13 protein-coding genes are annotated in these 13,264 nt (G+C 59.1%); 4 read left to right on the top strand and 9 right to left on the bottom strand.

Annotated features, from left to right (window positions below):
• The first annotated feature begins 30 nt into the window (after window positions 1-30).
• Window positions 31-1,362, top strand: coding sequence for an OprD family porin (locus KP808_RS13265; RefSeq protein ID WP_122281006.1), 1,332 nt, complete (start codon window positions 31-33; stop codon window positions 1,360-1,362).
• Between the two features lie 126 nt (window positions 1,363-1,488).
• The gene (locus tag KP808_RS13270) at window positions 1,489-1,962 is read left to right on the top strand and encodes a hypothetical protein (protein ID WP_230016250.1); all 474 of its coding nucleotides are present in this window, start codon (window positions 1,489-1,491) and stop codon (window positions 1,960-1,962) included.
• A gap of 96 nt (window positions 1,963-2,058) precedes the next feature.
• Here the strand turns inward: KP808_RS13270 and KP808_RS13275 are convergent, their stop codons facing one another.
• The 3 genes from KP808_RS13275 to KP808_RS13285 all read right to left on the bottom strand — a co-directional run bounded on the left by KP808_RS13275 (window position 2,059) and on the right by KP808_RS13285 (window position 4,899).
• Window positions 2,059-2,367: a putative quinol monooxygenase gene (locus KP808_RS13275; protein ID WP_122281004.1), complete on the bottom strand. Its 309-nt coding sequence runs from the start codon at window positions 2,365-2,367 to the stop codon at window positions 2,059-2,061.
• A 26-nt stretch (window positions 2,368-2,393) separates the two neighbouring features.
• Window positions 2,394-3,578: a major royal jelly family protein gene (locus tag KP808_RS13280; protein ID WP_230016251.1), complete on the bottom strand. Its 1,185-nt coding sequence runs from the start codon at window positions 3,576-3,578 to the stop codon at window positions 2,394-2,396.
• 313 nt (window positions 3,579-3,891) lie between these two features.
• A complete protein-coding gene (locus KP808_RS13285; protein ID WP_230016252.1) occupies window positions 3,892-4,899 on the bottom strand; it encodes an aldo/keto reductase in 1,008 nt (335 codons plus the stop codon).
• 208 nt (window positions 4,900-5,107) lie between these two features.
• Between KP808_RS13285 and KP808_RS13290 the strand changes: the two genes are divergently transcribed.
• Window positions 5,108-5,680, top strand: a complete 573-nt coding sequence (locus tag KP808_RS13290) for a TetR/AcrR family transcriptional regulator (RefSeq protein ID WP_230016253.1) — start codon at window positions 5,108-5,110, stop codon at window positions 5,678-5,680.
• Between the two features lie 6 nt (window positions 5,681-5,686).
• On the opposite strand, the gene KP808_RS13295 is transcribed toward KP808_RS13290, so the two are convergent.
• The 3 genes from KP808_RS13295 to KP808_RS13305 all read right to left on the bottom strand — a co-directional run bounded on the left by KP808_RS13295 (window position 5,687) and on the right by KP808_RS13305 (window position 8,372).
• Window positions 5,687-6,661, bottom strand: coding sequence for a 5-oxoprolinase subunit C family protein (locus KP808_RS13295; protein WP_230016254.1), 975 nt, complete (start codon window positions 6,659-6,661; stop codon window positions 5,687-5,689).
• Window positions 6,658-7,530: a 5-oxoprolinase subunit B family protein gene (locus KP808_RS13300; protein WP_058409491.1), complete on the bottom strand. Its 873-nt coding sequence runs from the start codon at window positions 7,528-7,530 to the stop codon at window positions 6,658-6,660. Before KP808_RS13300 ends, KP808_RS13295 begins: the two co-directional genes overlap by 4 nt.
• An 86-nt stretch (window positions 7,531-7,616) precedes the next feature.
• Entirely contained in the window at window positions 7,617-8,372 is a 756-nt protein-coding gene (locus tag KP808_RS13305; protein ID WP_230016255.1) for a 5-oxoprolinase subunit PxpA, read from the bottom strand.
• A gap of 157 nt (window positions 8,373-8,529) precedes the next feature.
• On the opposite strand from KP808_RS13305, the gene KP808_RS13310 reads away from it, so the two are divergent.
• On the top strand, window positions 8,530-9,447 hold the full coding sequence (locus tag KP808_RS13310) for a LysR family transcriptional regulator (RefSeq protein WP_230016256.1): 918 nt from the start codon (window positions 8,530-8,532) through the stop codon (window positions 9,445-9,447).
• A 70-nt stretch (window positions 9,448-9,517) separates the two neighbouring features.
• On the opposite strand, the gene KP808_RS13315 is transcribed toward KP808_RS13310, so the two are convergent.
• The 3 genes from KP808_RS13315 to KP808_RS13325 all read right to left on the bottom strand — a co-directional run bounded on the left by KP808_RS13315 (window position 9,518) and on the right by KP808_RS13325 (window position 13,129).
• On the bottom strand, window positions 9,518-9,862 hold the full coding sequence (locus KP808_RS13315) for a hypothetical protein (RefSeq protein WP_057402539.1): 345 nt from the start codon (window positions 9,860-9,862) through the stop codon (window positions 9,518-9,520).
• A 139-nt stretch (window positions 9,863-10,001) separates the two neighbouring features.
• Window positions 10,002-11,246: a thiolase family protein gene (locus tag KP808_RS13320; RefSeq protein WP_058409490.1), complete on the bottom strand. Its 1,245-nt coding sequence runs from the start codon at window positions 11,244-11,246 to the stop codon at window positions 10,002-10,004.
• Window positions 11,243-13,129: a feruloyl-CoA synthase gene (locus KP808_RS13325; RefSeq protein ID WP_230016257.1), complete on the bottom strand. Its 1,887-nt coding sequence runs from the start codon at window positions 13,127-13,129 to the stop codon at window positions 11,243-11,245. Before KP808_RS13325 ends, KP808_RS13320 begins: the two co-directional genes overlap by 4 nt.
• Between the last annotated feature and the right edge of the window lie 135 nt (window positions 13,130-13,264).

Genomic DNA, 13,264 nt, shown 5'->3' on the forward strand with positions numbered 1-13,264 from the left:
ACACTTAATGACAGCATGAGGATGAACCCGATGGAGCGTATCAATCGCGCCACCCCTTTCGTTGCGGGCTTTTGTGGCCTGCTGATCGCGCAGCAGAGCTTCGGCGAAGGTTTTCTGGAAGACAGCAAGGCCAGCATTCTGGCGCGCAACTTCTTCAGCAACGCAGACAACCGCAGCGGTGCTGCCGACCCGAACTACACGCAGGAGTGGGGCCAGGGCTTCATGCTCAACTACCAGTCCGGCTACACGCCCGGCGCCGTCGGCTTTGGTGTCGATGCGCTGGGCCAGTTGGGCATTCGTCTGGACTCGGGCAAGGGCCGCCACTACAACCCGCAAAGCACGGCGTTCAACGGCAATATCTTCCCGACTGACAGCGACGGCCGCGCGGTCGATGAGTTCAGCAGCCTGGGCGCAACGCTCAAGGCACGCGTTTCAAAAACCGAGTTGAAGTACGGCACGCTGGTGCCGATGCTTCCGGTGGTCATGTCCACTGATCGCATGCTGCAACAGACTTTTCGCGGAGGGCAGATTCAGTCGAAAGACCTGAGTGATTTCACCTTCACTGCCGGGCAACTGGAACATGTGATGGGCCGCGGTTCGACCAACCAGATGGGCATGTCGATTCCGGGTGCCAACAACCCGTTGACCGGTGAATTCGTCAACAAGTTCTACTACGCAGGCGTCGATTACAAACCGACCAAAGACCTGACCTTGCAGTATTACTACGGCAACCTGGAAAACTTCTACAAACAGAACTTTCTCGGACTGAAATATGACATGCAACTCGGCCCGGGCACCCTGCGCACCGACCTGCGCCACTTCGACAACCGCTCGGACGGTGCAAACGGTCACGATCCATCGTTCTACACGGTGGGTTATTACGGTAACGGCGTTACCAAGGGTGAAGTCGACAGCCGCCTGTCCAGCGCTCAGTTCACCTACCTCATCGACGGTCATACCTTGGCTGCCGGTTATCAGGCAGTGACCGGTGACAGCGACGCGGTATGGTTGAATCAGGGCGATGGATCAACCGCTTACTTCATGACCGAATCCATGATCGGCAAGTTCCAGCGCGCCGGAGAACGCACCTGGCAGGTCCGTTACGGCTATGACTTCGCCAGGCTTGGCGTTCCCGGGCTGAACTTCCTGGCCATGTATGAAAGCGGTTCGAACATCCAGACGTCCGACGGCGACAAGAAGGAATGGGAACGCAACGTTACCCTGAGTTACGTGGTGCAGTCCGGCCCGGCGAAAAACCTCAGCGTTGCACTGCGCCATGCGCAACTTCGTACCGAGTTTGCCAGCCAGCGTGATGCCGATGAGCACCGGATCATTGTCAGCTATCCGATCAATATCTTTTAAAACCCGAGTGGGTGGCAGATACGGGGTGTATCTGCTGCCTGAGGGTTGGTTGACGGCGTGCACAAGCGCTCGTGCTGGTCACAACATTCGTTATAACCTTTGCACCTTGCAGAGGAAGCGAAAACAATGGATAAAAAGATCCCGAACCCCCCCACCGACCACGACCGCCCCAATGTCTTACTGGTTGTTGAAACCGATCCTGGCAAGCCTGAAGTCATCGGTGGCCCCGCTACGCCGTTAAAAGCAACTCATCCGAACTTCAATGACACACCAGCAGACCTTTACCCCGTAATGGAAAACCAGACGGGCATGCCTTTCAGCTCGTTCTATCGAAGCAGATACATCGGTTTTGCGTCCATCGCAGTTGTTGTGATCGGCATCGGTTTCGCCCTCTTTTTCCTAAGCCTGCAAAGTGACTGGTTTCAGGTGAAGAAAGTGCTGGCGATTACTGTGCTGTGGTTCGCCAACCTGATCTCGACAGTGCTCAATGCAGCCTACTGGTTTATTCGCAGAGGCCCGAAGTGGCTGACAGTATTGCTAGGCATTCAACTGATAATAGTGATGTCCGGGGTATTGTCTGCCTTGATCAATGACGGATGATGATACCTGTCTCTTGAGAGAGGGTGCCCATCATGGGTTAGAGCGTGTTTGGGGTGGCCGTACAGGGGCTCGAACGTGCCGAGCCCCTTATCCAGATCAGCCAGACACCTGATCCAGAAATATCAGCTGCGGTGGCTCTGCCAGCCACTCGCCGCTTGCAGCTGCAAACTGTTGGTAATGCGGCGTGGCAACGTGCGCATCCAGTGCTGCCTGATCCTTGAAGCATTCACGCATGTAAAACGTGCCGTGCTCATCGCGCGCCTCGAACAGTGTGTACTCGATATTGCCCGGCTCTGATCGGGACGGTTCCACCAGTGCTGATAATGCTTCTTTCAATGCGGACTCTTTGCCCACAACGGCTTTCAGAACGGCGATCAAGGCCAGCGGCTTTGCAGGTGTATTCATTATCAATGCTCCGGTATTCAATTCGATCAATGAGTGGGTGCAGGCGCAGCGTCGACTTTCACGCGTAGCAGGCTATAAGGTTTTGCACGCTTGTCGTGGCCCGAATTGAAACCGGCCTGACGGTGCAATTGGTTGACGATGAAATACAGGTAGCCATCCGGACCGATAGACAACGTATCAGGCCACAGCATGCGAGGATCGTGCGCCACGGTTTGCCATACACCGCTCGGCAGGCGTTTGCGAATTGCATTGTGCTCGTAGTCACCTGCATACACAGCACCGTCTGCATCAGCCTCAAGACCATCGGAGGCGCCCTTTTCACCGAGGTCCTCAACAGCCGCGGCCAGTTGCTGCTCACTTACACCGCTGTCGTTCAACAGCTCGGTAGCGACGGAGTACAGGTGGCGGCTGGACAGTGGCGAGAAATAAAGCGTTTTGCCATCGGCCGACAGCGCAATGCCGTCTGCGGCTACGTGAACCGGTTTGCGCGATCCGTCCGGGCCATCACCCAGCACCGGCACGCCCTCGACCACGGGCACGAAAGCCGGGTCGGCAGACGTCGACTTCGCGCCGCTCAGGCGCCGTACGGCCTGCCCACTGGCAATGTCCATGACAATGATTGCACCCGGACCGCTTACCGAAGAGTCAGTCACATAGACAGTCCCCTGCGATCCTTTGCGAAAGTCGAAGCGCATGTCGTTGACATAAGTGCTGGGCAATATGACGTTATCCGGAAACACCAGCCGCTTGACGATTCGGTTGGTGGCCAGGTCTACCGCAACCAGCTTGGCACCACCCGGACGCGGAGCAGCAAACTGCGGTGCGGCAGTGTCCAGAAGCCAGACGCGTCCTTTACCGTCGGCCACCACACTCTGCACGCTGATCAGCCCGTCGCCGGGGTCCTTCGGATTCTCGCGGTTGACCGCCAGATCCGGGTAGGCAACCACTTTGCCATCACGAATCTCGCCCACCGTAAAAGGCACCTTGTCGCCCCAGCGAGGGAAGTTGACGAAAATTCGCCCGGCTTCAGTAACTGTCACACCGGTAGGCATCGCATCGTAAAAGGCATGCACCTGTTCAAGCTTGCCTACCGGTCTGTCGGCAGGGGCGCTTGCAGGGAGCCCGGAGATGGTCGCGCCGTAGGCCAGGGAGGTGGTGAGTGTGGCAGCGGACAGGATGGCCAGTGCTGCGCAAATTGATTTTCGATGCATGGTGCTCTCCTGATGGGACAGCCAGGGCTGCTCATCGGCATTCAGTAATACGGGTTGTGCGCACGGAAGGTGATCGCGTTCATCACCCTACGAGGCTCAAGGACGATGAATAGACAAGACTGCGAGTATTTTGGTCTTTCTCATTACAAAGAAAAACGCGGGGAATACGCTAACACTTTCAACGCTGAGGCGAAGATCACCACTTTCGCCAAGGCACGCAAGCACCGCATTCATGCGGCGAAGCTGCGCCTGGAAGGGCTCCCAGCCGCTCATTTGGCGGCGGGCAACCAACTATCCGAGCCAAGCCAACAACTCAGGCAACTCCCCTTGCGCGAGTCTCATCCGACCAATCAGCCGCCGACCTTGGTCCAGCGGAGGGGTCCAGACTACTGACCGCATCGAGCCGTTGAATCTGTTCGTCAGCCAGCGTCAGCGACAAGGCACCCAGATTATCGGCAATCTGCTCGTGCGAACGGGGGCCGATGATAGGAACAGCGCCGTGCGAACCTGCCCAGGCAATGGCTACCTGACCCGCGCTGACGCCAAGCTCATCGGCAACAGCCAGAACAGTATCGAGAATCCGGGTGCGCTGCGCCGAGTTCTCAGGCTGGAACACCTTGCCGCCAAACCCCTCAGCGCGCCCGCTCTCCCCCTTGCGGTATTTGCCGGTCAGCATGCCACCCCCCAGAGGTGACCAGGTCACGACGCCAAGGCCAAGCGCGTAAGACGCCTGAAAAAGATCGGCCTCCGGCTCGCGATGCACCAGGCTGTGTTCGAACTGAGCGGCTGCAATCGGTAATGCGCGGCTGATTTCGGCCAGCGTAACCGCGCGAGCAAGCCGCCATGCAGGGAAATTGGACAGGCCTGCATAGAGGATCTTCCCTGCACGCGCCAGATCTTCAAACCCTCTGACAATTTCCTCGATGGGTGTAACAGCGTCTGGGTGGTGCGCCCAATAGATGTCGATGCGGTCCGTCTTCAAGCGCTTGAGACTTGCCTCCACAGAGCTGACCATTGCCTTGCGGTTGTTGCCGATCGTCAGTCGGCCGGGATTGGCCGAGGCGCCGTTGGTGAATTTGGTCGCCAGCACGAAATCATCGCGTCGGCCTTCCAGCAGCGTACCGAGTAACTCTTCGGACTGACCGAACTGATAAATGTCTGCAGTATCGATGAAGTTGCCACCCGCCTCTGCATAGGCGTTGAAAATTGCCTTGCTGGCAACCGGGTCGGCACCGTAGCCCCAGCCCGTGCCGAAGTTTCCTGTGCCCAGCGCCAATTGCGAAACATTGAGCCCGGTTTTGCCAAACGTTCTGTATTTCATGGTTTTCTCCTGCCGATTGAGGATCGCCCGTGGTGCGATCCTATTGCTGAGAAACAAGGTGGACAGCTATCAGTCAGCTTTGAGCGGTTATGATTACGATCAGCATCTTAACTGCCAACGTTTTTGATGACGGTCAGCATCAATGCTATATTCACACCCTGCCGAACCCGGACGGGAAAAAACCAAGCAGGCAAGAGAGGCAAACCACATGAGAGTCACCAAGGCGCAGGCCCAGGCCAACCGGGCACACATTGTCGAGACGGCATCCGTTCAGTTTCGCGAGCACGGCTTTGACGGTGTCGGGGTTGCAGACCTGATGGCCGCAGCGGGCTTTACCCACGGCGGGTTCTACAAGCACTTCGGCTCCAAGTCCGACCTGATGGCCGAATCGGCAGCCTGCGCCATCTCGCGCACCGTGGAGCAATCGAAAGACGTCGATCCTGCGCAGTTCATCGAGTACTACCTGTCCAGAGAGCACCGGGATAACCCAGGCACCGGCTGCACGATGGCCGCACTCAGCGCTGATGCCGCACGTCAGTCAGACGACGTCAAGGCAACCTTCGCCGAGGGTATCGAGAGCATACTTGCCGCCCTGGCTCCCGCAGGCACGTCTCCTGGCGACAACGAATGGAAACAGGCGCGGGCAAACACCATCGATATGTTTGCCCATGCGCTGGGCGCGCTACTGCTATCGCGCAGTTGCCCGAACGACTCGCCACTGGCAGACGAAATACTCGATGTGTGCCGTACGAAAATGCTTGAGCAACTGCCGGCTCTTTGACCGCGTCTATGAAGAAAATAGTTTGCTCAGGCACGCCAGCTTCTTTTTGTACGACTTTCGCGCTTCGAGAGCCTCCTCCAGCGTTACCGCCACGAATCGCGCTTTCTGGTTGGGTTGCATCTGACCGATCAGGTCGAGGTCGGCACTGATCACCGTACCGATCATCGCGTAGCCTCCGCCGGACACCGCGTCACGGTGCAAGACAATCGGCTCAAGCCCGGCAGGCACCTGAATCGAGCCGATCGGGTAGCAGCTGTCGACGATATTTGATGGATCGGAGCCTGCCCCGAAAGGCTGCTCCCTGGGCTGGAACGTCAACGCCCTGCCGCCCTTGAAGCGATAACCGATGCGGTCGGCTTCCGAGCCTACGCTCCAGGACTCGGAGAAAAAGCTGGTGGCTGCGAATTCGGTCAGACGCTCGTAATACAGGCCAGGCACCACACGCAGATACACTTCCCCGCCCAAAGACTGTCGCAAAGCCATCGGCAGGCTCGCCCCGGCCCGGCCTTTGCCGCCAGGAATACCTATCGGCAACTGATCATCAGCCATCAGTCGGCGACCCTGAAAACCGCCAAGCGCACCCAGCGTGTAAGTCGACCGACTGCCCAGCACCAGCGGCACATCAATCCCCCCGGCAACCGCCAGATAGGTGCGCGCGCCGTCCTTGGGGAAGTCGAAACGCAGCACCTGTCCGGCTTTTACCGCAAAGGCGGTGTCGTGGTGCATTTCCACCCCGTCGAGGCGCGCCGCCATGTGTGCACCACAGACCGCCGCCAATGTATCGCACTGGAACTCCAGCTCCGGCCCCAGCAATGTGCATTCAAGCCCGGCGGCACCGGGTGGGTTGCCAACGAGCTGATTGGCAGCGCTGAGCGCGTACTGGTCCAGCGCACCGGAGGGCGGAATGCCCAGGTGGTAATAGCCTTCGCGGCCAAGATCCTGCACCGAGGTCGCCAGACCGGGTTTGAGCACCTTGATCATGCCAGCACCTCCTGCAACGACTTGGGATAACCAGCGGGATCAGCCAGAAAGGCATCCAGGGAAAACTCGACCGGACGAATCCGCAAATCGAAGCGCCCGGCTTCGACCTCTGCAACGGCCGCGTCATAGGTGTCCCGATCAACCGGTTTGAACTGGACGATGTCGCCCGGCCGGAAAAACACCATGTGCTCTTTCAGATAAGCCAGACCCTGCTGCGGATCGTAGATCGGCGCGGGCGTGACGCCGAACATCTGGTAGCCACCCGCTCCGCGCACCGAGTAGATGCAGCCGAAGCAGCCGCCATGACCCAGCGTAAGCTTGGGTGTATCGGTACGTGGCCGCAGGTATTTGGGCACTTGCAGTTGGCGCTCGCGTTCGACCATCTGAAACATGAATGGCAGACCAGCCACAAAACCGACCATCGAGACGAACCACGGCGCGCCGCTATGAGCAGCAATGAAAGCATCGACATCCGCCAGGTTATTGATGCGCGCAGCGTATTCCAGGTCCGTCGAACCCGGATCCTGGTGGCGGTCACGAAAACGCATCAGGGTTTCATGGGTCCACGGATCGTTGTAAAGCACCGGAATCTCGATGATGCGGGTTTGCAGCGTACGTTCGGCCACTGCATCGGCCTCGGCCGCTCTCACTGCCTCAAGCAAGGCATGCGGTGCAATACGGTCCGGGTCGAAGCGAATCTGGAAGGACGCGTTGGCCAGGCATACGTCCAGTACACCGTCCAGCTCCAGACGCTCGACCGCACGGGTCACCGCCAGCCCTTTGAAAAAGGCCTCCAGCGACATACTCTCGCTGACCTCCGCGAACAGGTGTTCATCAGCGCCAAAGCTGTAGCGAATCGGATCAGCCATGTCTGTTCCTTGTTGAATTTGTTGTAGAACGGCAGGCGAATATCAGTAACGTGGCTCCTGTGTCTGTGCACACGATGCCATTTGACTCAGCGCGGCTTGCGCACCGTGATCCCGGCAGCGTCCAGCGCCTTGCGGGTCGCTTCGGCAAGGGCCAGAGCGCCCGGCGTGTCGCTGTGCAGGCAGATCGAATCGAATTCAATGCTCAGGTCCTCGCCCTCGACGGTGCGCACCAGACCTTGCTGGCACGCGCGAACCACGCGTGCCGCGACCTCGGCCGGGTCATGCGCACGCACATTACGGGTGAAGACGATGGAGCCGCTCAAGTCGTAGTCGCGATCAGCGTAGAACTCGCGAATGACCGGCTGACCGAGTTCCTGAGCGATCTTGCAGATAACCGAACCGGGCATGCAGTAAAGCAGCAATCCAGGCTCCAGGCGCTGAAGGTTTTCCACCAGCAGACAGGCAGCGGCTTCATCCCGGGCAAGGTGCATATACAGCGCCCCATGGGGTTTGAAATGCTGCAATGTCACGCCCTGAACCCGCGCCAGCTCACGCAACGCCCCCAGCTGGTAGAGCATGTCATCGACCAGTTCCTGCGGCGCTGCGTTGATGTGCCTCCGTCCGAAGCCGACCAGATCGCGGAACCCGGGGTGCGCGCCAATGGCAACGCCCAGCTGTTTCGCCTGTTCTATGGTACGGCGCATCGTGCCGGGGTCACCCGCGTGAAAACCGGTAGCGACGTTGGCGGAACTGATGAAGGCCATCAATTCGTTATCGACGCCGTCACCAATGGTCCACGCGCCGAAGCTTTCACCCATGTCCGAGTTGAAATCCACCTGCATGGCGTTTGCTCCTGAGGCTATCGAGTCAAGGGTCAATCCGGAAAAGAAGCTATCCGGCTTCCTGCAAAACACGTTAGATTCGCTCGCACCCCTTGGGTAGATCTATTTACAGATACATCATCTTCTGAAAAACAGATACCCACCAATTGGAGTGCTTATGTCCCTGACGTTGCGCCAGGTTCGTTATTTCGTGGCAACGGCCGAGATCGGGCAAATCTCGCAGGCGGCCATTCACCTGAACATTTCGCAGTCTGCGGTGACCACGGCCATCAAGGAACTGGAAAGCATGCTCGGCACGCTGTTGTTCCAGCGCTCGACTCAGGGCATGAGCCTGACCGAAGCGGGTCGACATTTTCTGAACCGGGCCTACGTGATCCTGCGCAGCGTCGATGATGCGCTGAACAGCCCGCTACCCGATATTCGCGCCAGCGGCGTATTGCGCCTGGCCGCCAGCTACACCGTGATTGGCTACTTTCTGCCTCACCACCTGCAACGTCTGGAACATTGGCACCCCGATGTAGCCATCGAGGTTCATGAACGCGAACGGCAAGCCATCGAACAGGGTCTGCTGGAGGGGCGCTTCGATATGGCGGTGGTGCTGACAGCCAACATCACTCACCCGGATATCGTCTCGGAGACACTGTTCAACTCCGAACGCCGCCTATGGCTGTCCAGCCATCACCCGCTGTGCCAGCGCGCCGCCGTGAGCCTTGCCGATGTGGCACAAGAGCCCTATATCCTGCTGACGGTCGACGAAGCAGAGCAAAGTGCAATGCGCTACTGGGAACTGGCCGGCCAACGACCCAATGTCAGAGTGCGCACCAGCTCCGTGGAGGCAGTGCGCAGCATGGTCGCCAACGGCAGCGGCGTGGCGATTCTCTCCGACCTGGTGCATCGCCCCTGGTCGCTGGAAGGCAAACGTATTGAAACGTTGACTGTCACCGACTCGGTAACGCCAATGAGCGTCGGCCTGGCCTGGCACCGCGAGCGCGAGTTGAGCCCGGCGATGCAGGCGTTTCGTAACTATTTTCACGATGCGTTTCTGGCACCGCAGCAGCTGTCGGCGCGGCGTTGAGCCGGGCAGGAATTATTTAAATCAAGGTGATTGCCAGATTGCCGGAAACTGCACGCAACTAGCCGGTAGCTCAGCTGCTGCGGATCGGTACCACGCGGTCGCTGGCATAAACAGCCGCGGGCTCTTCAAACTGCTGGAAGAACTGTCCGGACACTACATGATCAAGAAACTGCGCCTGGTCTTCAGTGGCGTGCAGCATTGGCGAGTAGCCATCGGCATCGGGCACTGCAAAAAGGCGGGCCTTGCGTTCATGCGCCACAGCGATGAACGCTCTTTTCTCTTCGTCGGACATCGCCGAAAAGTAGTCAGACAGATTTTCCAGCGAGCGTACCGCCAGATCCTGGTCGAGCTGATCGTCATCCGTGAACATCAAATGCCAGACGAAATCGAAAGAAAGCTCAGCGAGGGCACGCATAGACGGGTTCCGTAGTGTTGAGAGACGCGAGAGTCACTGTTCACTTCAATTCGGTCAAGCGCTAAAGGATGACCTGCGTCAAGTGCAGCGCTTTAAATGGCTGAGTGTCGTTTTCGAGTCATGGATAAGGGGGGCAGGCTCAGCGGGCAATAAATGCCGGATTCTCGATCAGCAGCGCCATGCCCTGCCCGCCGCCTACGCAGGCTGCGGCAATCCCGTAGCGCAGGTTTTTTTCGCGCAATTGCCGGGCCAGGGTCATGACCAGACGTAACCCGGTGGCTGCCAACGGATGACCCAGGCCCAGTGAACCGCCCAGACAGTTGAGTCGTTCGCTGTCCAGTTCCAGCGTTTGTGTCACCGCCAGCATCTGGGCCGCCTGCGCTTCGTTTATTTCCAGCCGGCCAATGTCGCTCAGCGCCAGCCCGCTGCGCTGCAATAACAGCTGGATGGCAGGCGTCGGGCCAATGCCCATGAACTCCGGAGCGACGCCAATCACAGCACTGGCCAGCAGGTGCGCCAGTACCGGCCTTTGTGACTGCGAAGCGCTGCCCACCAACGCCGCTGCCGCACCATCGACCACCGCACAGCTGTTGCCTGCGGTCTGCACACCATCAGCATGAATAGCGCGCAAACGAGATAACGCCGCCAGGGTGGTCGCTCGCGGATGGCTGTCCTGTGTGACCGTTTCAACTCCCCGCGGCAACTCGATGCCGCGCGGCTGATAACCCTCCAGCTCAAAGCGCTGGCTGTTGACCGGCACAATTTCGCCAGCCCATTGGCCGCCAAGCTGCGATTGCAGTGCGCGCTGATGGCTGAGCAATGCATAACCGTCGACGGCTTCACGGCTCAAGCCGTAACGGTTTGCAAGATTATCCGCCGTAGCGATCATGTCCATTGCCGGTGCCGGGTCGTACAACGCTTCCCAGAGAAAGTCCTTGAACTGCACGGCACCGCCCAGCGGGAAACCGTCGCGATGGGTATAGGCCGCAATCGGGTTGCGCGACATCGATTCGGCAGCAACGCACAGCGCCATCTGCCCGCCTTCGCTCACATGCTGAGCGGCCTGACGCAACAGTTCGAGACCTGTGGCGCAGATGCGTTGCACGCCCAGCGCCGGAACGCTTTGTGCGACGCCGCTGTACAGGCCGATATGCCGGGGCAGCAGGTACGCATCGAAACTGGCTTGCGCCATTGAGCCAGCCAGTACACCGTCGACCTGATCAGGATGAATGGCAGCACGCGCCAGAACCTCACGACCGACCTTTATACCCAGATCGATGGGTGAAATATGCCCCAGAGCGCCGCCCAGATCGACCCACGGCGTACGCACTGCGTCGACAATGGCCACGTCGCTGAACGCCAGATATTGCCCGCCGCTGCTCATGCCGTCGGCTCGGCACTGATTTTGTCCGGGGACTGATCACGATAAAGCGCTTCGACTGTTTCTGCCCGCCACTGCAGCACCGCACGCTGGTTGATCGAACCCTTATCGGTGATTTCGCCACGGTCAATAGACGCGGGTTCGTCAAGCAGCACGATCCATTCAAGACGGCTGGCATTGCCATTTGCACCTTGATTCAGGCGGGTCAGCCATTCGCCGAACCACGCACGTACCGGCGCACTGGCCAACACCTGCGCATCAGAAGCCTGTGCATCCAGCCCGGCCAATTGGCGACACTCATGCAACCTTGGAAACACCAGCGCACCCAGGCATTCGCGATCAGGCGCGGTTATAACCACATCCTGCACGTACGGCGAGCCTTCCAGCACTGCACGGTTGCGCATGGGTCCGACACTTACAAACACGCCGGACGACAGTTTGAAGTCCTCGGCAAGACGCCCGTCGAACATCAGGCCCAGCTCGGGCGCCGCAGGATCGGCGAGCTTGATCGCATCGCCGGAGCAATAAAAACCGTTTTCGTCGAACACGTCGGCAGTCTGCTGCGGCGAGCGCCAGTAGCCGGGCATGATGTGCGGACCGCGGAAACGGCCTTCCAGCTTGCCGTCCACCGGCACCAGACACACTTCGCAACCGGGCGCAGGCAAGCCGATATAGCCAGCCATCGACAGCGGTCCGGTGGTGAACGTGCAGGAAGGCGCAGCCTCGGTCATGCCCAACCCCGCCATCATGCGAATACGCTCGCCACAATGCTGCTCGGCGACACGGTCAAGACGATCCCAGATACTTTGCGACAGGCCGGCAGCGGCGAAGAAGAACAGTTTCATGCGCGAGAAGAATCGCTCACGCAGTTCGGCGTCCTGCTCCAGCGCGTTGACCAGCTCTTCCCAGCCTTTGGGCACGGTCAGGTAGGCCGTCGGCGAGATTTCCTTGAGGTTGCGCAGGGTTTCGGCAAAACCCTGGACGGTCGGTTTGCCGTTGTCCAGATAGAACGTGCCACCGTTGTACAACACGATACCGAGGTTATGGCTGCCGCCGAAGGTGTGATTCCACGGTAGCCAGTCGACCAGCACGGGCGGCTCTTCGCCGAACACCGGAAATGTCTGCAGCAGCATCTGCTGATTGGCACACAGCATACGCTGCGTGGTCACTACGGCCTTGGGCAGTTTGGTCGAGCCTGAGGTGAACAGGAACTTGGCGATACTGTCCGGCCCACTGGCCAGAAAAGCCGCCTCGGCTTCACGGCCGCCCGGCTGATCGAACAGGCTGGCGAAACTCAGTGGGCGCCTGCCAGCGAGTTGCCCGCGCACAGTGATGATCGGCGTATCCGCTGGAATGACCGCGTCAATGGCGCGCTGAAACGGCGCGGCGTCGCTGACAAATACCAGCCCTGGCTGCAACACTTCGCAAACATGCCGTAGCTTGGCGAAATCCTGGGACATGACTGAATACGCTGGTGATACCGGGCAATAGGGAATACCCGCGTACATGGCACCCAGTGCAAGCTGCAAATGCTCGATGTCGTTACCCGAGAGCAGCGCCAACGGCCGTTCGGCGGACAACCCATACGCCAACAGGCTCTGCGCAATGGCGCGAACGTCTGTGAGCATGTCGGCGTAACTGACCTTGCGCCAGCCGTCACGGCTGTCGCGGGCGGCAATAAAGGTTTGCTGCGGACGGATGCTGGCCCAGTGCACCAATCGGTCGAGCAAGCGATCGGGCAATTGCGCCAGTGGTTCCAGGGCACGCATATGCAAAATGCCCTGCTCTTCCCGCACCTCGATGGGCGGGTGACCGATGGAGACCTGGCGATAGCGTGGTGAGCTATCTTCACTGTGCAGCGTTGATGATCTGATATCGGAACTCACGTGCGTTCTCTCCATCAAGGTACGCAGACACCCAACGGCTTGCAGCGGTTCGGGGCGAGCGTAGCAGCACAGGCTGCAGCCTTGTTATTGTTATGACTGACTTACCGGCGACACGGTTTTTTGCAACAGTTCGGC

Origin of the sequence: Pseudomonas savastanoi, from assembly GCF_020917325.1 — a bacterium.
GTDB classification, from domain to species: Bacteria; Pseudomonadota; Gammaproteobacteria; order Pseudomonadales; family Pseudomonadaceae; genus Aquipseudomonas; species Aquipseudomonas amygdali.